Genomic DNA, 25,208 nt, shown 5'->3' on the forward strand with positions numbered 1-25,208 from the left:
AAATTGTAATAGTGAAATGCGAAAATAAGATTGAAATGTTTTCTTAATGTGATAAAATGGGTACTACATGAACAAAGATAGGGTTGAGGTGTATGAAAAAGCTGATTCTTGCCATGATTGTAATCACCATGGCTTTACTCGTAAGCATATCCAACGAACAGCATACGATTATCGTCTACTCCTCCATGGAACAATTCCGTGGAGAGGAGCTGCAGAAGCAGCTGAATGAAAAATTTCCGGATTTGCATGTGATGGTCATGTATGTATCCACCGCCAAGGCTGCGGCAAAGATATCTGTGGAGCAGGAACAAAGCGATGCGGATATCGTCGTTGGTCTGGAAACCTCCTACATGGAGAAAATTAAGGATCAGCTGGCGGATATCAAGGGAAAGAGCCGTCTGCAGTATTTGAATGGTCTGGCACCCGAGGATCATGGCAACGCGTATGTGACCTGGGAACGGCAGGCAGGAGCCTTAATCATCAATACGGATGTCTTGAAAAAGCATAAGCTCAGTGAACCGAAAACCTATGAGGATCTGCTGGATCGCAAATACTATAATCTGATTGCCATGCCTGATCCGAAATCCAGTGGCACCGGCTATTTCTTCTTCAAAAATCTGGTGAACACCATGGGAGAAGAAAAAGCACTGGCTTATATTGACAAGCTGGAATTCAATGTCAAGCAGTTTACGGAATCCGGCAGCGGACCAATCAAGCTGCTCATTCAGGGTGAGATCGGCATTGGGCTGGGACTGACCTTTCAGGCGGTCAATCAGATTAACACCGGCTCTCCCTTTAAAATTATCTATCCAAAGGAAGGCTCCCCCTATTCTCTGACGGGCACCGGTCTGATGAAGCGTCATGCGGATGATCCCGATGTACAAAGGGTGTTTGATTTCATCATCAACGATTTTCTGCTATATGATAAGGAGCATTTCTCACCGGAGGTTATCCTGCAAAATCAGAAGAATACGATACAAAATTATCCGACACACATCCCATATGCCGATATGAGCGGTATTGAGGACATACATGAAAAAGAAAGGCTGCTGGACTTATGGAAGTATTAGAAAAAGAGAAGCTGATCGTTCGCGATCTGTATAAAAATTTTGATGGCAAGGATGTATTGAAAACGATATCCTTCACTGTGCATGAAGGGGAATTTCTGAGTGTGCTGGGACCCAGCGGCTGCGGCAAGACAACCCTTCTGCGAATCCTGATCGGACTGGAACAGCAAACCAAAGGGCAAATCCTGATGGACGGGGAGGATATTTCCCACCTCAAGCCGAGTGAGCGAAATATGGGAATCATATTCCAAAACTATGCACTGTTTCCCAACATGACCGTATTGGAAAATGTGGAATATGCATTGAAGCTGCGCCCTGGAAAAAAAGCGGAAAGTCGAAAAATCGCCTTGCAGACACTGGATGCGATTGGAATGAGCGATCAGACTGAAAAACGTCCCTCCCAGTTATCCGGTGGACAGCAGCAGCGTGTGGCAATCGCAAGAACACTGGCGCTGAATCCGAAAATCATATTGCTGGATGAACCGATCAGCGCATTGGATGTGAGCATGCGCGAGGTCATGAAAAAGGAGCTGAAGGACATTCAGAGACGCTTTCATTCCACCATGATCTTTATTACCCATGAGCAGGAGGAGGCATTCTATCTGTCCGATCGCATCATGGTCATGAGTGAGGGAAATATCGAGCAGATCGACACACCGCAAACTATCTACCACCATCCGGCCAACCGGTATATTCAGAGCTTTGTCAATGCACATCTGGACGGTAAGCTGGAAAGTCTGTGTAAATGTACAGGGAAACAGGTCTATGAGCAATAAACGCTATCAGGTCTCCCGTGTCCTTGTGGCCCTGTTTCTGTTTTTCTTTGTCATCTGTCCGCTGATCACCCTGCTGATACATATCGATATGAAAGATATTCAAAAGGTACTCACATCCCCGCAGTTTCAGCCAATGGTGATCAATTCCTTATGCACCACCATTCTGGCAACCCTGTTATCCGTATCGCTGGCCTTTGTCCTCGCCTGGTTTATGAACCGTTCCCATATCCGGCATCGCTCCGTTTTCACAATGCTGTTCACCCTGCCGATGCTCATTCCTTCCATATCACATGGGATGGGGCTGGTTCTGCTGTTCGGAGATAACGGCATCATATCCAATCTGCTGCACATGAGGTTTTTCCTATACGGCTATGTCGGTATTATTTTAGGCTCCATTCTGTATTCCTTTCCGGTTGCCTTTCTAATGCTGAACGATACCTTTCAATATGAGGACTACACGACCTATGAGGCTGCCAGCGTGCTTGGCTTATCCAAGCGCCAGCAGTTCTTCACCATTACGCTGCCCAATATCAAGGGCCCGCTGATCAGCGTTATATTTTCTGTCTTCACGATGATATTCACCGACTACGGTGTACCGCTTGTCGTCGGTGGGAAATCCATCACTCTTCCGGTATATATGTATCGTGAGGTCATCGGACTGCTTGATTTTTCGAAGGGAGCCATCATCGGAATCCTGCTGCTGATTCCTGCAGTTATCGCCTTTGTGCTTGATTTGAGAAATGAAAACAAGAGCAGCAGCTCCACGGTTACGCGCTCCTATCAGATTGCGCCGAATGCGAAGCGTGACCGCATCGCCTATATCGTATGCATTGCCACGGTTGTTTTTCTCTCTTTGCCGCTGATCACCTTTGCCGTGCTTTCCTTTGTCCGTCATTATCCAACCGATCTTTCCCTGACACTGGACAATATTACGCAGGCGATGGATCTGGGAGTACGCATGTATTTGAAAAATTCATTGGCGATTGCAATGCTGACCTCTATGATCGGCGTCTGTCTGACCTATTTAACAGCCTTTATGACAGCCCGTAATGCATCACAGCTATCCAGTCGTGTTTTGCATCTGGTGTCCATGATATCCCTAGCCATACCCGGCGTCGTTCTCGGTCTGAGCTATGTGCTCTTTTACAAGGGAAGCTTTCTGTATGGCGGCATTGCAATTCTGGTGCTCGTCAACATCACGCATTTCTTTGCCAATCCTTATCTGATGGCATACAATTCGCTCCAGCAGTTTCACAGCAATCTGGAGGATATCTCCACAGCGATGGGCATTTCCCGTTTCCGTATGCTGAAGGATGTCTACATTCCCTGCACAAAGGGAACCATTGTAGAGATGTTCAGCTATCTGTTCGTCAATTCCATGGTGACGATATCCGCAGTATCCTTTCTGGCCAATTTTCGCAACATGCCGCTTTCGCTGCTGATACCGCAATTTGATTCGCAGTCACTGATCGAGGCAACCGCCTTTATCTCTGTTGTGATTTTACTTGTCAATCTGATTGTGAAGCTGCTTGTATATGTGGTGAAAAGAAAGCTGATCAAGGATCATGAGGCTTAGCGGGAGGCTTTCTCCTGTGTATTTCGAGTATTTGCAAAACCGCTGTACTCTGCTATAATGATAAAAGCGCTGTAAAGAGGAGATAAGTATATGAACCTTACATTAAATCAGTTTGAAACCCTTGTGTATATCGAACGCCATCAAAACGACAAATGCACCCAGAGAAGACTGGCAAAAAAGCTGGATCTTTCTCTCGGTGTCATCAATAAAACCCTGACGGAGCTGCAGGACAGCGAGGTGATCAAAACCAGAGGCAGCTCTATGTACGATGTTACCCTCAAGGGCTACGAGGTACTGGAGCCCTATCGCGTGAAGAAGGCGATCTTTCTTGCGGCCGGCTTTGGATCCCGCATGGTTCCGATCACCTTAAATACACCCAAGCCACTTGTTCTGGTACATGGAAAGCGCATCATAGAAACCCTGCTAGATGCTGTCGTGGCTGCAGGGATCGAGGATATCACAATTGTGCGCGGCTATCTGGGAGAGCAGTTTGACGTACTCCTGCACAAATATCCGAAAATCAAATTCATTGAGAATCCTCTGTTTAACGAAACCAATAATATTTCCAGTGCCTATCTGATTAAGGATATGATGTGCAATGCCTATGTGCTGGAAAGCGATCTGTTGCTGTACAATCCGGAAATTATTCGTAAATATGAATATACGACGAATTACTGCGGTATTAAAATGGACGTTACCGATGACTGGTGCTTCTATACCCGAAAGGGCTATATCAGCAGACTTGCCGTAGGTGGCAAGGACTGTCATCAGATGGTGGGAATCTCCTTCTGGAATAAGGAAGATGGAGAGAAAATGGCGAAGGATATCGAAGAGGTGTTTAAAATGCCGGGCGGTAAGGAAAAGTATTGGGATGAGGTGGCATTGCGTGAAAAGCTGTCCAATCACAAGGTCATAGTAAAGCCGGTCCGTAAGGAGGATATCGTGGAAATCGACACGTTCAAGGAATTGAAGCAGATCGATCCCATCTATAATGTTTAACAAGGAATTTCACCAGGTAAAAAGCTTTCATTACGGAAAGAGATGCAGGAGGCTATTTCATGCATCTGGAATAAGATGGAGCCACAATCGTCTTATGCGTAAAAAGCCTTACCGAGGAACTTCCTTTTTCTCTGTTTCGGATAGAACAAGGAATATCCTGTGCATGGGCGCTGTAAAGCTGGACAGGATATAAAAGAGGAAAGGCTGTGTGCAAATGAATCCAAAAATCTATGAATTTGATGCCGTGCTGCAAAAGGTTGATGGTATCGATGGTGCCTATATCGAGTTTCCGTGGGATGTAAAAGAAGAATTTCAAAAGGGGAGGGTCTACGTACATGCGACATTTGACAATGTGGCGTATGATGGCTCCCTTGTCCGCATGAAGACTGTCCGCCATATTTTAGGTGTGCGCAAGGATATCCGCGCTAAAATAGGGAAGCAGCCGGGAGACAGCATTCATGTTACCATACAGGAAAGAAGCCGCTGAGGAAGCAGATTCCAAAGCGGCTTTTATACGTATTCATCTACCGGGGCATAGCGTATCCGCTGCTGTGCTGTGGGGATACCTCCGTATACAGTGTGCCATTGTCCGTTTTCCAACACCTCATATTGGGCAAAGGCACAGGGAAGCCCGTTCGCATGCAGAAAATCAGCACTGTCCATGAGCTGGAAATGAAGATGGGGGAACATGGAATTGCCACTGTGTCCGATGCTGCCGATAAAATCTCCTGCTTTGACATACTGTCCAACAGCCACCGCAATCGAATTCGGCTGCAGGTGACAGAAGGCGGCATAAATCGTATCTGTATACTGGATTATTACGGCATTTCCGCTGATTTCACATATTTCTTGGTTCTGCCTGCGACGACTGTTTTTAAAAGCCATCAGGGCATCAGAGAAAAACCAGGCGCGTTTTCTTTCTCTGCAGCCATCCATCACATATACAACCCTTCCATCACATGGGGCATACACAGGCAATCCATAGCAATAGCACGAAGATAATGCGACACCGAATAACAGATACGAAAGGACATGGGAGCGATAGCAGGGATGTCCTCTTTTTTTCCAGTTCAGCTGCAGAAAGTCATAGGCGTATCTGGTACCCAGCGCATTTGTGCCATGACTGGGGATGCGGCTTCCCGGTGTATTGGGCGTATTCCATTCGCCAATTAACGGAAAACGCATAAGAATCGGCTTATTCATTGCAGGCATGGGGAGCTTCGGCTGCACCGTCCTTATACATAAGTCTGCGCAGACCCTCGAAAAATACATGTAAATCCTCTTCGACGGAAGAAAAGCTGAGCTCTTCCTTTTGCATTGTTCTGATTTTTTCCAGCATCAGATCACCAAACCCTTTACAGGAGCAATAGAGAATCTGCATACATGCGGCTTCCTCCAGCTGCGATATAAACAGACTGTGATCATATTGTTCAAACAAATCGGTACAGTCCTTCGTCCTGCACTTTTTCAGCCTTTGTTGCAGGTCTTCATCAAATATCCGGATATCCATGCTCGCATACATTTTGAAAAAATCGAATACCCATGGATATGCATACAGCAGGCGCAGCTGTAACCGATATGCACCATGAAGCCGTTTGATTACATCCGGCTCTGTACAATCCAGCTGTCTGTAATACTCCTTATTGAGCAGGTCGAAGAAGTATTCGTAAACGAAGAGAAACAGCTGCTGTTTATTACCAACATAGTGAAACATAAGCGGCTTGGAAAGTCCGGCTTCCTTTGCGATTCTGTTTGTAGAAGCCTGCTCATAGCCGTACTCTGCGAATTCTCTCAATGCAGCGTTCAACAGTGCTGCTTTTCGCTGTTCCTGAAGCTGTGGCGTTATTGCGGACATATATATCCTCCTTATCTGTTTTTACCTAATAGGTCAATAACAGTATACCATCGTTTATCTAATAGGTCAATACATGCTGCTTTATCCTACAAAATACGTGTTGCTTTATATAATTGAAATCACTATAAAAAAAGCGTTTCAACACGAGTTCTTTCTCACTTTAGGGTGTATGCAAAAGGAAGACTTTCTTCTATTGATAACTACAATAGTTTGGAAGTCTCCCTGTTTTAAGTTTGCCTACCATCGAGTAGAACCTCGACACGAAATACTGTGGAAAAGCTTCTGTCACCTTGCTTTTAAAAAAAATAAACGATATCATGCTTCATCGAAATAAAACAGGTCTTCAAATTTCTGCTCGAGGGCAATACACAGGATGAGAGCAAGCTTGGCGGTCGGATTGAACTGGCCTGTCTCAATGGAGCTGATGGTGTTGCGCGAAACACCGACAAGCTCTGCCAGCTGTGTCTGAGATAGGTGCATAGCGGTACGGGCCTGCTTCAGCCGGTTGCGTAGAATCAGTTCTTCCTTCAGCATAACAGCTTCCACAGAAACAGAACGAGGAACATGAGAAACAGTGCAGTATAAAAAATGGAAAGAAATAGCTCATGCCGTTTTTTCATGAGGCGGTATTTCATAAGGAACAGTGTGCTTAGTATGCCGAAATAGATCAGCCAGCTTTCCATACTGACCTGTCCGGTTACAGCGACCTCCATGACTGCGACAAAGCAGCATAGCAGCATGCCGACCTGTGCTGCGATTCTGCTTGCTTTTTCAAGACTTTGCAGCTCTATAATATCCATGCCTTTGTTTTCATTTCTGCTCCTTGCGAGGATCTCTTCTTTATTCATAGGGTATTCCGCCTTTCTTGCCAAGTACACTTGGTAACTTAAGTATATCATACCAAGTGTACTTGGCAATATGAATGACAAGTTTTCTTGGTATTTTTTATCTTCATTGTTTTTCTGCAATAATTCTGCTAGAATGCAGATAGAGAATTCATGTTGTTTTTACGATAAGGAATATACATGAATAAGGAGGCACCTATGAACTATTACGATCAGCATGTCCATTCCAGTTTTTCCTTTGATTCACAAACAGAGCTGTCTGACTATCTGAAGCATGCGGATGGTTGCTTTGTGACTACCGAGCACGTGGATTTGGAAAATTCCGCCAACCATTTCATGGATAGCTGGATGGACTATGACCGCTATTCTTTATATCTTGAGAATTTGCAGAAAAATACAGACATCCGACTTCTGAAAGGTGTGGAAATCGGCTGGCTCAGAAAACATCATGGACGGCTTATGGCCTGGCTGCAATGCAAGCAATTTGATATTATCCTGCTCAGTATACATCAGAACGGAATCTTTGATTATATGGATGAGGAAGCTAAAAAGCATGATATCATCTATATTCTGCGTTCTTATTTCCAGCAGATGCTCGATGCGCTGCGCAGTGGTATTCCAGCCAATGTTCTCAGTCATTTTGATTATGTCAGTCGCATACAGGATGTTGATACCGATACATTTCTCACCATTGCACATCCGTATATGGAGAAAATATTTCCGGAAATGATTAAGCGTGGCATTGCCCTGGAGCTGAATACCCGCAGTATGTTTCAGTATGGACAGCTGCCTTTATATGAAATCGTGGTGGACTGGTATATACAGATGGGAGGAAGGATGTTTACCATGAGCTCGGACGCGCACAAAGCGCAAGCCTATGCCTACCATTTTGATGAGGGAAAGGAATTTCTGCGGCGGCATGATATTTCAAAGCTGACAGTCTTTCAGGAAGGAAAGCCGATTGAAATTGCGTGGGAATAAGACCGTTATGATATGGAAGGTAACACATGCGTTCTTATATCATAAGGGATGTATCTTTGTGTAGTGTTCACGCATGCAGCAAATCATGAATACGTATTGATTGACTTTTTGGGTAGGGAAGCATGCGATTCTCATCCTATCAGGATGATAGTACGAATGCGGTATAGTAGGAAATGATGAAAACAGGCGATTTCATGCGGTTAAAAGAATCAGCATGAGAAATCTGTGTTAGCTAAAGAATCCCGTAGTTGTTTGGGTCAAACATAAGCAGGTATAAGGAGAGCGGCAAAAATCAGTATGGTGCCGGCTCTTTTTTTAAACATATCCGATTCCTTGTTATTGCATTCTGGAGAGACGCAGAGTACTCATGTATAGCAAAAATGTAAACGACAGTTTCTAGGATAACTGGAAAAGACATGATATGATAGATCTATCAGGGAGGCGAGTTCATGTTTCATTTAAAAATGATAGAGTATAGGAAAAAGAATATGATGACACAAGAAGAATTAGCTGATAGATTAGGTGTCTCCAGACAAACGATTACAAAATGGGAGAAGGGAACGATTCTGCCGAGTTTGGAATATCTGATTGATTTGTCTCGGTTATTTGGAGTAACGATTGATCATTTGGTTAAGGATGATGATTGTATATGTGAAAGTTCACATCAGGTTCACACAACAGCCCTCGCGGAATTTTTAGTAACTGCCAAGCAATCAACCTATGCGGCGCAGAAAAATAAAACAGAAGGGACAAGACAAGGCTCCCATGACTATATGTTTTCCAGAAATCCATATACATACCGAGATTCATTCTTTGGCGCTTCCTGTTTTTCCGGTCAGGAGCTGGTTTACAGGGATGCTCAGGCCTGCTGGAGTATGAATTATTACGGAACAGTTTTACATGAAGCCTTTCATGGTGATTTTTTGAAAGAGGCACTTATGCTTGTCGATACGCAAAGACCCTATAGGGGACCTGCTATGTACAGAAAAGGAGAATATACCTATATTTCAGAAGTAGAAGGAGACATCTGTTTATTTCAAGGTCATGAAAGCATATTTTATCAGACGCAGAAAATATATGAGGGCTGTTTTCACGGCGGAGTGATTCGATAGGGAAAGGCGTGATAAGCTGATTTTATTAAATAATCTGATCCGGTATGATCTGTATCAAAATCAGTGACTGTACGCAGTTGGAAACGGAGGCAATTATGCAGAATAAATATCAGCAGAAATACACAGAGATATTTCAACAAATCGGGGACCACGCCAAACTGGTACTTGCGACTTCTCTTAACAACAAGGTTTCCGCTAGAACAATGAGTTTCGTCATTCTGGAGGGAAGCCTTTACTTTCAAACGGATAAAGGGATGCGTAAATATAAGGATATAAAGGGAAATCCAAATGTTGCATTATGCTTCTCCAATATTCAGCTTGAAGGAATTTGTGAGGATCGGACGACCTATCGAGCATGAGGACTTTTGCAGACTGTTTCAACAACACTTGCCATCGTCCTTTGAAGCCTATAGCCAGCTTCCAAATGAAAGGTTATTTGTAGTGAGGCCAACGTTCATTCAAAGATGGAGCTATATCAATGAATCGCCAATGATAGAAAGACTCTATCTTCATGAAAAGCAGTATCATGAAGAAGCCTATCTGAACGATGATTGAACGTATATGATTTGTAATAGTTACTGGGATATGAGCATACGGATATCATCTGTATGTCTGCCATAAGCCCTGCGGATAAAAAACCGCAGACTGTGGATTACGTTACTGTGATGTAATCTGTTTTCTACGGTTTTTTGTATATGTTCATATAGAGCCTGATGCAGAGGTTTATATAAGAGAACTGCCATAGCCGCCAAATGCATGACCTGATTGTGAGAAAGTGCAGTTTCAATGGCTCGTATTAAAACTGCAGCTCCGTAATAGAGCTTGTCTGGAATGCCTGATTACATTGACTATACCAGTGTAATTTCGATCCACTAGCGCTGAAATATGCAATTAGTGCTTTCTTCATCCTAACTCCTCCTTTATGATTGATATAAAGATTCATACGCCTTTACTATACAACTTAAAGTTCACTATAAGTCAAGTGTAAAATATAAAAACCTAGGTATGCTTGAAAAGCATGCAGATAGACTGCATGCCACTGTAAAGAAGTTGATAAGCGTTTGTAGCGATAGGATGAAGGTATTTTTACTATAAGAAAGAAATATGATACCCTATCTTTTCATGAATGTAGAAGTACGGACAGCTATGCTTTGAAGGTAAGTGATGCATATCCATGTACTGCTTTTTCATCATACTTGCTCCATGGCAGTATGTTTGCAGAGAAACTGTGTTGTACAAACAATCAAGAGTTAGAGGTTACGCTAGATCTCCTGCATTTTTCACTATGCTTCAGCACCATGCCTTCCTTCATGGAATTTGCTTCTACTTTCGGCGTTGTTTGAAGAACAGCATGCTATTCCCCAATCCAGGATTTGATTTGTTCCAGGCTGTGATAGCCGCTGACACTTCCCTGTATGGAGCCATTCTGCATATATACCAGTGTTGGAATGCTCATAACCTGAAACATGCCGGCCAGCTGAGGCTCTTCATCAATGTTGATTTTCACGATTTTTGTATGTTCCGCCTCTTCGCTGATCTGTTCGATGACCGGCTTCAGCATCTGACAGGGACCGCACCAGTCTGCATAGAAATCAATGAGGACAGGCTCTGTGCTGTCCAGTATTTCCTCTTCATAATTCCCGCTTGTTACATGTATTGTCATAATCATGACCTCCTTGCTTTATCTTACGCATAAAGCATACTACCGGCGAACAAAAACTTCAGTGACTTTATCACATTCCTGAAATATACAGCCTGTCCTACAGCTCCTGTACTAGGATAAGCGTGTAATCATACAAGGAGGGAAAAACAGTTTTTGAGGAGGCAGGTTTTTTATGCAGTGACTTTTTCCGGCAGTGAAGGAAAAACGGCAGGGCGTATTGAATCACACCGCCCATCGTTCTATAATGGAGAAAGATACAAAAGGGTTCAGGTATGCATGCTTTTACCAAGATTGTGAAGGCTTGCTTCCGAATGCATCTGTATACCTGAAAGGAGAGGAGATTTTATCATGGCATTTTATACGATTCTATTCAGTCCCTGCGGCGGAACAAGGCGCATTGCTGAAATACTGGAGCGTGAATGGAAGGAAGAACAACGTATCTGTATCGACCTTTGTGATCTACAGGTAACAAAAAGTCTTCTTTATTTTAAAGAGGATGATACCTGCATCATAGCTATGCCTTCCTATGGAGGAAGAGCACCACAAACAGCATTGCAGCGACTGCGTGTCATACAGGGAAATCATGCTTCTGCTATTCTGGTATGCAGCTATGGCAATCGTGCCTATGAGGATACTCTGCTGGAGATGAAGGAACGTGCACAGGAAAGCGGCTTTGTGTGCCGTGCCGCGATCGCGGCTGTTGCCGAGCATTCCATCATGCATCAGTATGGAGCCGGACGTCCCGATGCACAGGATACACAGGAGCTTAATGTATTTGCCCGTCAGATACGGGAGCATTTGGAAAAGGATGCGGCATGTGAGCTGCAAGTAACGGGAAACCATCCGTATAAGCCCTATAACGGAGTTCCGTTGAAGCCTTCTGCAAATCAATCGTGTATGCAATGTGGGCAGTGCGCCGCACAATGCCCTGTACAGGCGATCCCGATAAAGCATCCGGAAAAAACAGACACAGACCGTTGTATATCCTGTATGCGCTGCGTCGCTGTTTGTCCTGTACATGCCCGCAGCTTGAATAAGCTGTTGCTGGCGGTTTCTGTTAGAAAGCTGCATAAGGCCTGTGTGACAAGAAAGAGTAACGATTTGTTTCTGTGACAAAGTCACGGTAAAACGGCAGCTTCTTCTGTATACTGAATACAGGCAGAAGGAGGAGCTGTTTTGAAAAAAGCTTTTGTAGAAGAAAAAGAGTGTATTGCCTGTGGAACCTGTCTTGTCACATGTCCCCGTCAGGCGATACACATTGCGCATGGCTGTTACGCAGTCATTGATTCTGTGCGCTGTGTAGGCTGCGGTCTATGCAGTAAGGCCTGTCCAGCAAACGTTATTGAGGTGCATTCATGAAAAAGAAATGGTCAGATTATTTTTGGATTGCATCCCTGCTGTATTTGTTTCTCGGTTTGTTTCATATTCTGTTTGCCTGGCTGGGACTCATTTGTTTTCTGGTACCGCTGCTGCTGGCTGTTGGAAAAGGAGAAAAGAGCTACTGTAATCATTACTGCGGCCGGGGACAGCTTATGCAGCGTCTGGGAAATCGGTTTTCTGCACAGCGAGCCTGTCCTGGATGGCTGAGAAGCAGGTGGTTTCGCTATGGTTTTCTGCTGTTCTTTTTATCAATGTTTGCCAGTATGCTGTATATGAGCTATGCTGTTCTGCAGGGAAAGCCGCTATCCGCTTCCATCACACTTTTATGGACTGTGCGGATTCCATGGTTTGTAAAGTCCGGTGCACCGGACTGGATACTGCAGTTTGCATACGGCTTTTACAGTCTGATGCTGACAAGCACGATGCTGGGCATCCTCACCATGCTGGTGTATAAACCCCGGACATGTTGTGTATACTGTCCAATGGGTACCATGACACAGATGGTATGCAGAGTAAAAAAAAGGAAATTTTGATGAAAGTATGCTATGATAACGGTAAAGATAGGAGTGAGTTTATGAAAAAAGCATTTCAGGTTGAAGGTATGATGTGCCAGCACTGTGAACAGCGTGTAAATAAGGCACTGCAAGGCATGGAAGGCGTTAGCGCCTGTTCGGCAAGTGCAAAAGACGGTATTGTCAATGTGGAGTATGATGCGCAGCGGATCAATGATGCCGCTATTATACAGGCAATCACAGACACCGGATATGATGTAAAAGGGTAAGGAGTGCAGCCTGCAGCTGTTGTCTGAATGGCTGCTGACTGCGTGTTCCTCCATATGATTTAGAAGACAGCGTCTTGTTTCAAAGACGTTTTTTTGTGCGTCCGCGTTTTGAAATTCACAGTAGCGGTGGAGACACTGTCGCTTTCAATACTGTATCAAAACGACGCTCATGGTTCCTTGCGTTTTTCGAATAGATGTTATAGCAGGTACCTCCCCATTTCATTACAGGATGCAGCATTTCTTCTATTGGAACACAATATTAAGATTGCAGCCTTTTTCAGGATGTTGAACCCTTTGTTTTATAGCAGGGCGTGTACGGTATATATGCGGTAGAGGGAGCAGAAGCAGGATACATAGGCTTATCCTTATAGTGTTTCTAGGGCATGGATATATCGGTCGCTTGGAAGCCTTACTTGCAGCTGTTGCGAATTACAGGCATCCTTATGTCTGTATGATCTGTATGAATGGAGAAGAAAATCCAAATGCAATGGGTGAATATAGAAGCGCGGATACCTGACTTCAGAAGCAAGCTGGCGCAGACAGATGTTGAACAGTCATAATCATCATCAGAACAGAAAAAAACTGTGCTGGCATTTGATGGTTTTCTGTTAGCTGAAATTTCATCATTTTGCGATGCACAGTCCTTTTGTGAGAGTGTATTTGTTATGGTCTATAGATGAGAAGAACCGCAGGAATGTCCATGTCCCTCATGGCTTCCGCAGGTATGTCCCTCACCGTGGTGAGAACACTGGATATTCGGATTGTATTGCAGATTGCCGTTCAGAAAGGAGGTAACCTGTGCATCTGCATCACCACATGCGCCACCATACAGCTCGATACCGGCTTCCGCAAGTGCATTCTTCGCACCGCCTCCGATACCGCCGCAGATCAGTGTATCCACCTGATTTGCTTTCAGCAGGGTGACCAGCGCACTGTGGCCGTTACCATTGGTGTCCAGGAGTCTGGTTGCTGTGACTTCCTGATTTGTAACCTCATAAAGCTTAAACATCTGTGTGTGTCCAAAGTGCTGGAACACCTGTCCGTTATCATACGTAACTGCAATTTTCATACTATCATCTCCTGTTGGTTTCTGTGCAAGGTTCAGCTGATAATTGCCGCCGGCTATCACCATTGCACTGCCTTCCATGAGAAAGCGGGAAAGCTTGCGTCTTGCCTCATTATACAGGGATTGCACGCTGCCTCTGCTGGTCTGCATCTGCTTTGCACATTCCTCCTGATTCCATCCCAGATAATCAATCAGACGAATGGTCTCATATTCCTCTACACTCATTTGGATATGACTTGCGGGAATCGGCTCATCTGTATGGATGAAAGCAGTATAGCTCGGTATGGAGGACACGCATTTTTTCTTGCAAGGTCGTGGCATTTTATCAGCTCCTTCTATGTTATCATACGTCAATTATTTGCATATGTCAATAATAATACTGAAAATTAGCTCTGTTGTTATTTTGTATAAATAGCTGTAGCGTATCGGCAGATGCAGCTGTCAATAAGCATTGCTGTTATTCGCACAGCATTTCTATGCATTTTTGGAAGCAGCTGTCAATGCTGCTTCTGAAATTAGTGCTGCCGATTTTGACATATACGGGATTCTGTATATGGAAGCGTAAGGAAGGCAGCGTTAAAATGAAGACAGGATAGGAGGAATGCCAAATGAAAAAGGGTTGGAAATGTATCTGTACCATTGGTGGAGTTGCTGCTCTATGTGCCGGGGCTTCCTTTGTGAAGGATTATCGCAATATGAAAAGGATGGAAAAGCGCCTGGATTCTCTGCCTCTGCATAAGCTGAAGGAAAAGCTTTCCGATACTCAGGAGGATAAAGAGAAAACCGTCCTGACAATACCGAAGGATATGCCAATGCTTGAGCGCTTGCGTGTGTGCAGACACGTACTGCATGGGAATGTCGGGAATCGGGATGCATGTAAATGATGAAGCGATTCAGAGATTTTGCACGTGTATTCAGTGAGAACAGTGAGAACTGGAACCGCAAGCTGAAATCGGTTAGGCTGCTTGGTGCTGTTGTAAGTCTTTGTATGCTGGTTTGCGCAGTTTTGTGTATGCATTCCGCAGTACCGATGCACCAGGCATTAAAGACAGCTGCCGCACTTGTGATAATTGCACTGGGAATGTATCAGCTGGTGGATTATTACTATATGCCGGTTCTTTTACGGGATGGGGGAACGCTGATTGGTGCTGTTCTGAATACGGTGATCGGTATGCTTCTGCTGTTCTCACCGGTGGAAATCACAGTATCAGTTTTTGCCTATATGTTTGGATTTCTATTGATGATTTTTGGTGTGAATAAAATCACCTTTGCCAATAAGCTGCATTTTTTTGGTATCTTTGATTACAGCTGGGTGATAGCAAGCGGAGTTTTGAATATACTTGCTGCTGCTGTTTTTCTGATAATCCCGCTCATATCCATTGTGATGCTGAATACGGCACTTGCAGGCTACTTGGCTATGGGTGGAATCACATTGCTTGTGGAAGTGGTTACCATGAAAAATATGAAGATAGAGGATGCTCAGGAATGAATGGGGACAGCCGCATATAAAGCAGGACTGCATGCTTTAGGTCCTATTAACACAGATGCAGATACGGATAAAATCAGATTAGTAAATGATTCGCAGTGACTTCCACTTGCTGAAAATTAAACAAGGGATTTAACAGGCGAAAAAGGAAAGGAATCAAGTACATCGTAAAAAATGAGCTTGATTCCTTTTGTTTATCGTATAGGCGGCAATGTGGATAGCTTTGCATATACTGTGTGCTAGGCAGCGTATCATTTCCCACCTTTTCTTAATATTGATAAAGGCATCATGTCGGATGCAGAGGGGGGAGTCAAGATCACAGCTTTAAAATCTTTCCAATCTGCATGATGCAGCAGCACTGCTTCAACGGACATTTGTGATTTCGTCAACTTATTGTTATCAGACAATGCGGACTTCCACAGATGAATCTATTTAATGCTTTTTCAAATGCTTATATGCAGTTTTGTCATTTGTTCCAGCACAATCAAAATAAAGCCTTGTAAATAGAGTGAATTTCATCTCTTGAAAGAGGTATTGCACTATTGGAAAGCAGGCGCTGCTGGGATTCGATTACACTGTCTGTGAATCTTTTGATTTCACTTTCCTTCATACCGTATTCATGCAGCGGCTTTCGTGCAAGAAGCGTGGAAAACAGTGTTTCCATACAGGTAAAGGCATCCTCCATGGAACAGGAAAGAGCTTCTGAAAACAGTTTCTTTATATCATATACACTATATTTTTCCCGTGCTTCATATGTTTGGAATACAGCTGTGAAAAACTGATAGTTGGCTTCCCCGTGTGTTACATGGTAGATTCCCGATAACGGATAGCTGAGGGCATGTACTGCACCTGTACCGGTATTGCCAAATGCGATGCCCGCAAAGTTGCTGGCCTGCATGAAATCCCCTAACAGTCGCATGCGTGCATCTTCACCCTCTTTTGCAATAACTTGAAATCCATGTAGCAGCAGGCGAATAGCCTCCGCACTGAACATGCGGGTATAGGCATTGGATTTAGGGGATACAAAGGATTCACTCGCATGAATCAAAGCGTCAATGCCGCTTGTTACAAAATAGAAGAACGGCAGCTTGGACAGCAGCTCTGGAATCAGAACTGCCTGATCCGGATACAGTGCATCGACGGCCAGTCCCAGCTTGGTATGCAGTGATGTAAGCTCACAGATGGAAATCCGACTGACCTCAGAGCCAGAGCCGCAGGTTGTCGGCATGGCGATCAGCTCCCTGCTTTTTTCCGGTGTACATCTGTGCAGAAACATATCCTCAGCACTGGCAGTTCCTTCCAATACAAACAGCTTGGCACAGTCAATCACACTGCCGCCGCCGATTGCAATAATACGCTCAGGCTGTTTTTCCCGCATATCTTTCAGCATCGCATCCAGCATGCGATCATCGGGTTCTCCCTGACCATAATCACTGTGAAAGGCGATAGAAGCCCTGCCGGTGGAATCCCGAAAGAATGCTTCGTAAATACTGCGGCTTGCTAAAATGTAATCCTTCTTTTGAAAGGTGAAATCCCTCAGAAACTCCTGTACCGTTTCATATTGCAGAATCTTTGTTTTTTGTTGAAATACGTCCATAATCTTCTCCTTTTTTCTCTTGCTATTATTGTAACAGCTTCTTAAAAAAAAGCATTGAAAACTTCACTTAATTTTCAAGGCACCATCATGAAATATCCGTTCACCTTTGCTAAACTATGACCGAGGTGATATCTATGAAGCAGGTTATACAGAGATTTGAAAAAAAATATTTGCTGGATGCAGATCAGTGCCGCAGCTTTGTAATGCGCATCCAACCATATATTACAGAGGACATTTATCCGGCAAGCACCATATACAATCTTTATCTGGATACGGAGCAGTTTGATCTTATCCACCGTTCCATTGAAAAGCCGCCCTTTAAGGAGAAGCTGCGCATCCGCAGCTATACACCGGTATGCAGTGAAGAGGAACCCATATATCTGGAAATCAAACGCAAATATGCACAGATAGTCTGCAAGCGCAGAATGCAGCTGAGCTATGGTGAATGCCGCAGGTTTCTGAACAATCCCTATCTGAGTGCTAGTCAGATTGAAAAGGAACTATCCTATACGCTGTACCATTATCAGGTGCAGCCTAGAATCTTTCTGGCATATGATCGTATTTCCTATGTCGGAAAACAGGAACAGCAGCTGCGCATCACGATGGACAGCCATATTCGCAGCAGGTTTGACCATCTGTCCTTAAACGATCACGAAAGCAATGAAGAGTTGTTTCACAGAGATATGATTCTGCTGGAAATCAAGGCTGAAAGGAGTTATCCGCTGTGGCTGAGCAGCGTACTTTCGGATATGCGGCTGTACCCAACATCCTTTTCCAAGGTGGGACAGGTATTTTATAAAAAAGAAAAAGGAGAACTGTTATGTTTACAAGCATCTTAAATCTGGAACAGGGTCTGACGATCCTGGACGGCGTGGTGTGCTGCATGAGTGCACTTGGTCTGGGACTGATCATTGCATGGTTTTATCGAAGGCTTGGGTACTGCTCTCACAGCTTTACTGTCACACTGGCACTGCTGCCCGCTCTTGTGCAGTTTGTCATCATGATGGTCAATGGTAATCTGGGAACCGGAATTGCCGTTGTCGGGGCCTTCAGTCTTGTACGGTTTCGCTCACTTCCGGGCAGCAGTAAGGAGATACTGTTCATCTTTTTCTCCATGGCAATCGGACTGGCAATCGGTATGGGCTATGTCAGCTTTGCGGCATTTATGACGATTGTTGTCAGTATGAGTGCATGGCTGCTGTTTACTCTTTTGCAGCCGAACAATCTGCAGCTGTATAAGGAACTGAAAATCGTGATCCCCGAGGATCTGGATTATACAGAGGTATTTGACGATATCCTGCAAAGCTACTGTAAAAGTGCTGAGCTTGTCCGCGTAAAAACGATACAGCTTGGCGCCATGCTGGAAATGACCTATCATGTGGAGTTGAAGGAAGTAAAACAGGAAAAGCATATGGTGGATGACATTCGCTGCCGCAATGGCAATCTGAATGTAATTGTAGCAAAAAGGCAGGCGATGCAGAATGAATTATAAAAAAGCCGCATGGATGTCCGCCTTTCTGGCCGGAGCACTTGTATTGGCAGGCTGTCAAAGTGATTCGGATACTGAGGACACCACATCTGCCGTTAACACAAATACTTCTGCGGTGAAACAAAGCAGCACTCTTTCTCTGGAGGCAGAGGACTACGATACGGAAATCAATGATGCACAAAAAATTTCACTGGATGAGCAAAGCGGTGATGTGAAGATAAAAAAGGCCGGCACGTATCAGCTGAGCGGCACACTGAAGAACGGTTCTGTTGTCGTGGATGCCAAGGCTGCCGTTGTTCGCATCGTATTGGATAATGCTCATATCAGGAGCAAAAACAGTGCACCGGTATATGTGAAGCAGGCGGATAAGGTCATCATCACACTGCCTAAGGGCACTGCCAGCTCCCTGAAGGATACAGCCTCCTATACTGTGGATGAAAAAGAAGAGCCAAGTGCGGCATTGTTTTCCAAGGATGATTTAACGATCAACGGCAGCGGTACACTGAACATCACAGCTTCTTATAAAAACGGTATCCAGTGCAAGGATACGCTGAAGCTGGTAGATACAAATTTGAACATCACGGCAGAGAACGATGGAATCAAGGTCAGGGACGCTTTACTTATTTACAAAGGCAGCTACACGGTAAAGGCACAGGGTGACGGCATTGTGACAACCAATGAAAAGGAACAGGGAAATCTGAGCATTGATCAGGGAACCTTTGCTATTGAAGCACAGCAGGACGGTTTACAGAGTGCAGGAGATCTTACGATTTACGACGGGGTCTTTACGGTTACCAGCGGCGGGGGAAGCGTTCATAGGGTTGACACCGGCTCCGCATTACAGCCTTGGGGAGAATTTGATGATCATGATGAAGCAGTCCAAAAGAGCCAGAAGGGAATCAAGGCCGCTAAGAATATGGTACTGTATAAGGGAAGCTATACCATCAGCTCTCATGATGATGCCCTGCATGCCAATGGAAGTATGGATATCAAAGGCGGTACCTATACCCTGTCAAGTGATGATGACGGTGTGCATGCGGATGATACGCTGACGATTCACAATGGCACAATACAGGTCAAACAGTCCTATGAAGGAATGGAGGCGAATACCATTCAAATCAAGGGTGGAGCACTTCAGATAAAAGCGAGTGATGACGGCATCAATGCGGCTGGTGATTTGGGGAATCCATTGCTTACCATAGACGGAGGAACCATTTATGTAGACGCTGATGGAGATGGTGTGGACAGCAATCAGGATATTGTGATGAATGATGGTACCCTGATTGTCATGGGGCCTGAAAGCGGCGGCAACGGGGCACTGGATTATGATGGCAGCTTTGCGATGAACGGGGGAACGCTGGTTGCAGTGGGAAGCAGTGATATGGCGATGGCTCCTTCGACCTCCAGTACGCAGCCCTCTCTTATGATTCGTACAGACAGTACACAACCTGCGGAAACAATTTTGTATGTGCAGGATGAAGATGGCGAAACCATACTGGGTGTGTCTTCGGTGAAGGCATGGCAGAATGTGGTCATCAGTACGGGTACATTGAAGAAAGGGAGTACCTATGATATCTATGTAGGCGGCAGTGCCTCCTCCGTGAAAAATGGTGTCTTTACAAACGCAAAGGGCGGTACGTTGCTGGCATCCATGACGCTGAATGATGTGGTGTCCACGTATGGAAACGCAGGTATGCTGCAGGGGCCACAGGGAGGCGGTAGGCATCCATAAACTACAAGAGATGAACGCATTATTGTTAAGTACAAATAGTTAATCCTTTGTATAGCTTATAAGTCTGTAAATAACAGCGCTGAGCTGTTCTGAAGAGAGCTTGTATTCGTTTACTATGGAAAAAGAGCTGCTCAAACAGAGATTCATCTGATTAGGATATAAGTATAACAAAACAGGAAGAAGTATCGTTTCTAAGAATGTTAGGAACGATACTTCTTCTTTTATGTTACAGTCCTTGTTAGCGAAGAAGAATCAAAAAGGAATACAGTCACCTTTTTTCATGTGCTACCTGTCTGTAAAAGACAAGATTTACCAGTTTTGATAAAAAATGAGATTTCCTTTCATCAGATGGACAAATTTCAGTTGTATATGCCGGAAAATGACTTTATAATAAGAATGTAACAAAAAAAGGGAATTTATACTCTTCATAAAAATATAATATACATAAACTTAGTAGAAGGGAGGAAGCTGAATATGAAAAAACACGGATCCATTAAACAGGCGATTGTTCTTGCAGCACTCAGTCTTCTGTTTTTTGCCTGCATTGCAGGATTTTATATCGATCGCATTCGGAACAGTCTGATTACAGATCTGAAGCATAATGTTCAGGAAATCTCCGCTTCTACTACAACCGCGATTGAAATACGGATTCATGATCATATGTCAACCTTGGAGAACATATCCTATATGCTGCAGAATGAGCATACCACCGATACGGAAAAGCTGCTTCAGGCACTGATGAGTGCCAGTGCAAACAGTGAATTTATGCGTTACGGCATTACCGATGAAAAGGGAAACTGTCTGACAACGGACGGAATGCTGTTTTATGTGGGGGACCGGGAATATTTCAAAGAAGCCCTGAAGGGGAAATCCTCCTTCTCCAATACCCTGCATGATAAAATCGGGGGGTATGATCTCAATGTGTTTGCCACACCGGTTCGCGCAGAGGATGGCAGTATCCGCAATGTATTGTTTGCGGCAAGCAGGACAAAGGATGTGGCAGATAAGCTGCTGATGGAAATTTATGACGGCAAGGGCTTCAGCTCCATCTGGGATGAGGAAGGAAATATCGTCCTTAATTCGAACAGTGAAACCGCCAGCAGGGCCGTACACAATCTCAAGCAGCTGAGCTTTTACGATGATTTCGGTACGGAGAAGCTGAAAAAACAGGAAAGCGGTATTGTAAAATTCAAGTCGATGAACAATGAAGACCGCTATCTCGCCTATGAACCGCTGGGCTATAACAACTGGTATGTGTTTTCCGTTGTTCCGGTAAGCGTTGTGACCAGTCAGATCAATAATGTCATTGTCATAGCGGCGGCTACCTGGTTTCTGGTAGCTCTGGTTCTCAGCGGCATCATATGCTATCTGTATATGTCACGAGTGCGCAATGAGAAGAAAATTGACAAGGTGGTATTCTATGACGATCTGACTTCCCATTATAATTACAATAAATTTCGCATGGACGTTCAGATGCTGCTGGATAAAGGGCAGGCCGACAGCTATGCACTGATTGAGTTCGACGTCAGTGACTTCAAGCTGTTAAATGAATTGTATGGCTATCAGGGCGGTGATCAGCTGCTGATTACCACCATGCGGCTGTGTGAGGAAAACTGCAGTGCGGATGAGCGTTGTGCACGGATTTCCGCAGACCGTTTTATCGTCTTGTGGAAAATGCGTGATACGGATAGCATTGCGAGTCGTTATGCTGCTTTGATGGAAGCGGTTCAGGAGGATATGCGAAAGCAGCGGGAACAGTTTAAGGCTGATTTTTATGCCGGTGTATATCTGCTCCAGAATACGGATCGTGAGTTCTCTCCATGTCATGACCGCTGTATGCATGCAAAGATGCTTGGCAAGGCAGAAAAGAAACAGCGCTGTACCTTCTTCAGTGAAAAGATGTACGATACGATGCTGTATCAGAAGCGGCTGGAGGGGCAGATGGAGCAGGCATTGCAGCATAAGGAATTTAAGGTCTTTCTGCAGCCGAAGGTTACACTGCGTGATGATATTGTCCACAGTGCGGAGGCACTGGTGCGCTGGGATTCTCCGATATTCGGCATGATTCCGCCAATGGCCTTTATCCCGCTGTTTGAAAAAAACGGATTTCTGGAACAGCTGGACATGTATATGATGGATGAAGTCTGTCAGCTCTTAAAGAAGTGGGAGCAAACGTATCCCTCGCTGCGTATTTCCATCAATGTTTCCAGAATGTATATCTTCCGCCCCGGCTTTGCCCGGCGTGTACTCGAAATTGTTGAGCGCAACGGCGTTTCCACAAAGCAGCTGGAAATAGAAATAACGGAAAGTGTGATTTTTGACCGCAGCATGGAGCTGTTCGCCATTATTCAGGAGCTGCGTTCCTATGGGTTCCGTATTTCCATGGATGATTTTGGAAGCGGCTATTCCTCATTGAATATGCTGAAGGATATTCCCATCGATACCATCAAGCTGGATCAGGTGTTCTTTCAGACAAACCACGGCAATACGCAGCGTGCCAGAGATATTGTCGGCGGCGTTTTGAGTCTTGCGAAGACGCTTGGTATTCACAGTGTGGCAGAAGGAATTGAAGAGGCGGATGAGGTTGTGTTCCTAAAGGAGCATCGCTGTGATGAAATTCAGGGCTATTATTATTCCAAGCCACTGTGTGTGGAGGATTTCGAGGCCTATATATGCAGGCAGAATGCAGATAGATGATGTGTTACAGCAGGATTGTGAAAAAGGTTCAAGGCTGTCCGTGAATGGATTGCTTTGAACCTTTTTATGGTATTGCATTTTTTTAAATACCATATCACTGCGAATTGCAAATATCTGATCATACGGGGTCTATTGCAGGTCATTCACCTGCCTAATCCACGCCGCTGCACTGGCATCACTCGGCATACGCCAGTCACCGCGCGGGGAAAGACAGATGGAACCTACCTTAACGCCGTCCGGCATTGCGTTTCGCTTGAATTGCTGTGTAAAGAAGCGACGGTAGAATATCCGCATGGTATCAAGGATAACCTTACGTTCTTCCTGTGGAAAGGCGAGCATTGCAAGCTTCAGTATCTTGGCAGGGGCATAGTGATTTCTCAGCATGTGGTAGAGGAAAAAGTCGTGATATGCATAGGAGCCGATGGCATCCTCCGTTATCTGTGCGATTTCATCATCTGCCTTCGGTGGCAGAAGCTCCGGCGAAACCGGTGTCGCACAAATATCATCCAATACATCAGCGATATCTGTTTTCTCTGTTTTTCGCATTTCCTGCGCATATGTTTTTACGAGATGGCGTACCAGTGTTTTGGGAATGGATGCATTGACACCATACATGGACATATGATCTCCGTTATAGGTACACCATCCCAGAGCAAGCTCGCTCAGATCACCGGTACCCAAGACAATGCCGTTGTATGTATTGGCTAAATCCATCAGAATCTGCGTTCTCTCTCTTGCCTGTGTGTTCTCATAGGTGATGTCCAGTTGTTTCGGGTCATGCCCGATATCGTGGAAATGCTGCTCGCATGCATCATGTATGGAAATTTCTTTCACACTTGTATGCAGGGCAGCCATCAGCTTATGGGAATTGCCGCGTGTTCGCCTTGTGGTGCCAAATCCCGGCATGGTTACTGCAAGGATACCCTTGCTGTTGAGACCGAGCCTTTCAAACGCCATATGTGCTACGAGCAGCGCTAGCGTGGAATCCAGACCTCCGGATATACCGATAATCAGCTGTGTACAATTAATTTTCTTCAATCGCTGTGCAAGTCCGGCAGCCTGCATATGCAAAATCTGCATACAGCGTTTGCTGCGCTGTGCTTCCTCTCCTGGTACAAACGGATAAGGAGAGATGTCACGCATCAGCTGCAACGGCTGCGTAATCGGGGCAGTTCGTATCGTAACCTCTGTATAGGTGCAGCTGTCCTGAATCTGCATCGCTGTATGAAATTTCAGCCGCTCACTGCGGCATTTTTCCAGGTCGATTTCCCCATAGAGAATGTGTTCCTCTTCCAGTATTTCGGATTCTGAAATGATGGTGCCGTTATCTGCGATGATGTCATGTCCGCTGAATACCAGATCGCTTGTACTTTCACTGACACCTGCCGAGGTATAGACATAGCCGCACATGTTTTTGGCGCTGTGTGTTGTGATTATCGCCTTGCGATATTCGCTTTTGCCGACTGTTTCATTACTGGCAGACAGATTGACGATTACATTGGCTCCATGCCCGGCATGTCTGGTAGAAGGGGGAATAGGCACCCAGAGGTCCTCGCACACCTCGGCGGCAATTACAGCGCCGCTTGTTTCATCATGAATCAAAAGATTCGGTGTGAAGGGTACAGACTTTCCAAACAGACTGATCGTATCCAGCATGCGCTGCTCACTGTCTGAAAACCACCGCTTCTCATAAAATTCATTATAATTCGGGACATAGGTTTTGGGAACGATGCCGAGAATATCATGCTTATATAGAAACGCTGCACAGTTAAACAGATGATTCCCCTGTCGAAGGGGAAGACCGACTGCAAGGATGGCTTCACTTTCATTCTCATCCCGCAGTGCTTTCAAGGCTGCCAGACAATCATCCAGCAACAGATTTTGATACAGCAGATCCTGACAGGTGTAAGCACACAGCGACAATTCAGGAAACACCGCAAGCCGTATATCGGGGCGCAGGGTATGCAGCAGTCTCTGCATGGTCTTTCGATTGGTCTCCACATCCGCAATCTGAACAGCAGGCGTAATACACGCAACATGAAAGTATCCGTAATTTTCCATAATATCTGACCTCACTTTCCTGTTTAGTATAAGCAAAAAGTAAGC

25 protein-coding genes and 1 pseudogene are annotated in these 25,208 nt (G+C 44.9%); 18 read left to right on the forward strand and 8 right to left on the reverse strand.

Going from position 1 to position 25,208, the window contains the following annotated elements:
• The first annotated feature begins 92 nt into the window (after positions 1–92).
• The 5 genes from G4D54_07690 to G4D54_07710 all read left to right on the forward strand — a co-directional run bounded on the left by G4D54_07690 (position 93) and on the right by G4D54_07710 (position 4,905).
• The gene (locus G4D54_07690; GenBank protein ID QJA02313.1) at positions 93–1,070 is read left to right on the forward strand and encodes an extracellular solute-binding protein; all 978 of its coding nucleotides are present in this window, start codon (positions 93–95) and stop codon (positions 1,068–1,070) included.
• Positions 1,058–1,843 carry an ABC transporter ATP-binding protein gene (locus G4D54_07695; GenBank protein ID QJA02314.1) on the forward strand — a complete coding sequence of 262 codons (786 nt, stop codon included), beginning with the start codon at positions 1,058–1,060 and terminating at the stop codon, positions 1,841–1,843. The genes G4D54_07690 and G4D54_07695 overlap by 13 nt, the downstream gene beginning before the upstream one ends.
• Positions 1,833–3,419, forward strand: coding sequence for an ABC transporter permease subunit (locus tag G4D54_07700; GenBank protein ID QJA02315.1), 1,587 nt, complete (start codon positions 1,833–1,835; stop codon positions 3,417–3,419). Before G4D54_07695 ends, G4D54_07700 begins: the two co-directional genes overlap by 11 nt.
• 90 nt (positions 3,420–3,509) lie before the next feature.
• Entirely contained in the window at positions 3,510–4,418 is a 909-nt protein-coding gene (locus G4D54_07705) for an NTP transferase domain-containing protein (protein ID QJA02316.1), read from the forward strand.
• Positions 4,419–4,632: 214 nt separating this feature from the next.
• Positions 4,633–4,905: a DUF1905 domain-containing protein gene (locus G4D54_07710; protein ID QJA05169.1), complete on the forward strand. Its 273-nt coding sequence runs from the start codon at positions 4,633–4,635 to the stop codon at positions 4,903–4,905.
• Between the two features lie 23 nt (positions 4,906–4,928).
• Here the strand turns inward: G4D54_07710 and G4D54_07715 are convergent, their stop codons facing one another.
• The 4 genes from G4D54_07715 to G4D54_07730 form a co-directional block, all read right to left on the reverse strand.
• Complete coding sequence (locus G4D54_07715; protein QJA05170.1) at positions 4,929–5,621, reverse strand: M23 family metallopeptidase; 693 nt, start codon at positions 5,619–5,621, stop codon at positions 4,929–4,931.
• The gene (locus G4D54_07720) at positions 5,614–6,273 is read right to left on the reverse strand and encodes a TetR/AcrR family transcriptional regulator (protein ID QJA02317.1); all 660 of its coding nucleotides are present in this window, start codon (positions 6,271–6,273) and stop codon (positions 5,614–5,616) included. Before G4D54_07720 ends, G4D54_07715 begins: the two co-directional genes overlap by 8 nt.
• Before the next feature lie 315 nt (positions 6,274–6,588).
• Positions 6,589–6,804: a helix-turn-helix transcriptional regulator gene (locus G4D54_07725; protein QJA05171.1), complete on the reverse strand. Its 216-nt coding sequence runs from the start codon at positions 6,802–6,804 to the stop codon at positions 6,589–6,591.
• Entirely contained in the window at positions 6,801–7,121 is a 321-nt protein-coding gene (locus G4D54_07730) for a hypothetical protein (GenBank protein QJA02318.1), read from the reverse strand. Before G4D54_07730 ends, G4D54_07725 begins: the two co-directional genes overlap by 4 nt.
• Positions 7,122–7,316: 195 nt before the next feature.
• On the opposite strand from G4D54_07730, the gene G4D54_07735 reads away from it, so the two are divergent.
• The 3 genes and pseudogenes from G4D54_07735 to G4D54_07745 all read left to right on the forward strand — a co-directional run bounded on the left by G4D54_07735 (position 7,317) and on the right by G4D54_07745 (position 9,766).
• Positions 7,317–8,099: a histidinol phosphate phosphatase gene (locus tag G4D54_07735; protein ID QJA02319.1), complete on the forward strand. Its 783-nt coding sequence runs from the start codon at positions 7,317–7,319 to the stop codon at positions 8,097–8,099.
• A 449-nt stretch (positions 8,100–8,548) separates the two neighbouring features.
• Complete coding sequence (locus tag G4D54_07740; protein ID QJA02320.1) at positions 8,549–9,211, forward strand: helix-turn-helix transcriptional regulator; 663 nt, start codon at positions 8,549–8,551, stop codon at positions 9,209–9,211.
• Between the two features lie 95 nt (positions 9,212–9,306).
• Positions 9,307–9,766, forward strand: a pseudogene (locus G4D54_07745) (pyridoxamine 5'-phosphate oxidase family protein).
• A gap of 799 nt (positions 9,767–10,565) precedes the next feature.
• Here the strand turns inward: G4D54_07745 and trxA are convergent.
• Positions 10,566–10,874 (reverse strand): thioredoxin, encoded by a 309-nt coding sequence (gene trxA, locus G4D54_07750; GenBank protein QJA02321.1) that lies wholly within the window; start codon positions 10,872–10,874, stop codon positions 10,566–10,568.
• 348 nt (positions 10,875–11,222) lie between these two features.
• On the opposite strand from trxA, the gene G4D54_07755 reads away from it, so the two are divergent.
• From G4D54_07755 to G4D54_07770, 4 genes are all read left to right on the forward strand, one after another.
• Positions 11,223–11,987 carry a 4Fe-4S binding protein gene (locus G4D54_07755; GenBank protein ID QJA02322.1) on the forward strand — a complete coding sequence of 255 codons (765 nt, stop codon included), beginning with the start codon at positions 11,223–11,225 and terminating at the stop codon, positions 11,985–11,987.
• A gap of 63 nt (positions 11,988–12,050) precedes the next feature.
• Positions 12,051–12,233 carry a 4Fe-4S binding protein gene (locus G4D54_07760; GenBank protein QJA02323.1) on the forward strand — a complete coding sequence of 61 codons (183 nt, stop codon included), beginning with the start codon at positions 12,051–12,053 and terminating at the stop codon, positions 12,231–12,233.
• On the forward strand, positions 12,230–12,787 hold the full coding sequence (locus tag G4D54_07765) for a 4Fe-4S binding protein (protein ID QJA02324.1): 558 nt from the start codon (positions 12,230–12,232) through the stop codon (positions 12,785–12,787). Before G4D54_07760 ends, G4D54_07765 begins: the two co-directional genes overlap by 4 nt.
• On the forward strand, positions 12,787–13,035 hold the full coding sequence (locus G4D54_07770; protein ID QJA02325.1) for a heavy-metal-associated domain-containing protein: 249 nt from the start codon (positions 12,787–12,789) through the stop codon (positions 13,033–13,035). The genes G4D54_07765 and G4D54_07770 overlap by 1 nt, the downstream gene beginning before the upstream one ends.
• A 670-nt stretch (positions 13,036–13,705) precedes the next feature.
• On the opposite strand, the gene G4D54_07775 is transcribed toward G4D54_07770, so the two are convergent.
• On the reverse strand, positions 13,706–14,422 hold the full coding sequence (locus G4D54_07775) for a DUF134 domain-containing protein (protein ID QJA02326.1): 717 nt from the start codon (positions 14,420–14,422) through the stop codon (positions 13,706–13,708).
• A 287-nt stretch (positions 14,423–14,709) separates the two neighbouring features.
• On the opposite strand from G4D54_07775, the gene G4D54_07780 reads away from it, so the two are divergent.
• Together G4D54_07780 and G4D54_07785 are read left to right on the forward strand one after the other, a co-directional pair.
• Positions 14,710–14,985: a hypothetical protein gene (locus G4D54_07780; protein ID QJA02327.1), complete on the forward strand. Its 276-nt coding sequence runs from the start codon at positions 14,710–14,712 to the stop codon at positions 14,983–14,985.
• The gene (locus tag G4D54_07785; GenBank protein QJA02328.1) at positions 14,982–15,590 is read left to right on the forward strand and encodes a DUF308 domain-containing protein; all 609 of its coding nucleotides are present in this window, start codon (positions 14,982–14,984) and stop codon (positions 15,588–15,590) included. Before G4D54_07780 ends, G4D54_07785 begins: the two co-directional genes overlap by 4 nt.
• Before the next feature lie 481 nt (positions 15,591–16,071).
• Here the strand turns inward: G4D54_07785 and G4D54_07790 are convergent, their stop codons facing one another.
• Positions 16,072–17,184 carry a 4-hydroxybutyrate dehydrogenase gene (locus G4D54_07790; GenBank protein QJA02329.1) on the reverse strand — a complete coding sequence of 371 codons (1,113 nt, stop codon included), beginning with the start codon at positions 17,182–17,184 and terminating at the stop codon, positions 16,072–16,074.
• Positions 17,185–17,318: 134 nt separating this feature from the next.
• Between G4D54_07790 and G4D54_07795 the strand changes: the two genes are divergently transcribed.
• The 4 genes from G4D54_07795 (at position 17,319) to G4D54_07810 (ending at position 23,102) form a co-directional block, all read left to right on the forward strand.
• Positions 17,319–18,023 (forward strand): polyphosphate polymerase domain-containing protein, encoded by a 705-nt coding sequence (locus G4D54_07795; protein QJA02330.1) that lies wholly within the window; start codon positions 17,319–17,321, stop codon positions 18,021–18,023.
• Positions 18,005–18,676, forward strand: a complete 672-nt coding sequence (locus G4D54_07800) for a DUF4956 domain-containing protein (GenBank protein ID QJA02331.1) — start codon at positions 18,005–18,007, stop codon at positions 18,674–18,676. The genes G4D54_07795 and G4D54_07800 overlap by 19 nt, the downstream gene beginning before the upstream one ends.
• Positions 18,666–20,405, forward strand: a complete 1,740-nt coding sequence (locus G4D54_07805; protein ID QJA02332.1) for a carbohydrate-binding domain-containing protein — start codon at positions 18,666–18,668, stop codon at positions 20,403–20,405. The genes G4D54_07800 and G4D54_07805 overlap by 11 nt, the downstream gene beginning before the upstream one ends.
• Positions 20,406–20,879: 474 nt before the next feature.
• Positions 20,880–23,102, forward strand: a complete 2,223-nt coding sequence (locus tag G4D54_07810) for a GGDEF domain-containing protein (protein QJA02333.1) — start codon at positions 20,880–20,882, stop codon at positions 23,100–23,102.
• Positions 23,103–23,231: 129 nt separating this feature from the next.
• On the opposite strand, the gene G4D54_07815 is transcribed toward G4D54_07810, so the two are convergent.
• Positions 23,232–25,163: an NAD(+) synthase gene (locus G4D54_07815; GenBank protein QJA02334.1), complete on the reverse strand. Its 1,932-nt coding sequence runs from the start codon at positions 25,161–25,163 to the stop codon at positions 23,232–23,234.
• Between the last annotated feature and the right edge of the window lie 45 nt (positions 25,164–25,208).

The organism is [Clostridium] innocuum (genome assembly GCA_012317185.1).
In the GTDB taxonomy this organism is placed as follows: domain Bacteria; phylum Bacillota_I; class Bacilli_A; order Erysipelotrichales; family Erysipelotrichaceae; genus Clostridium_AQ; species Clostridium_AQ innocuum.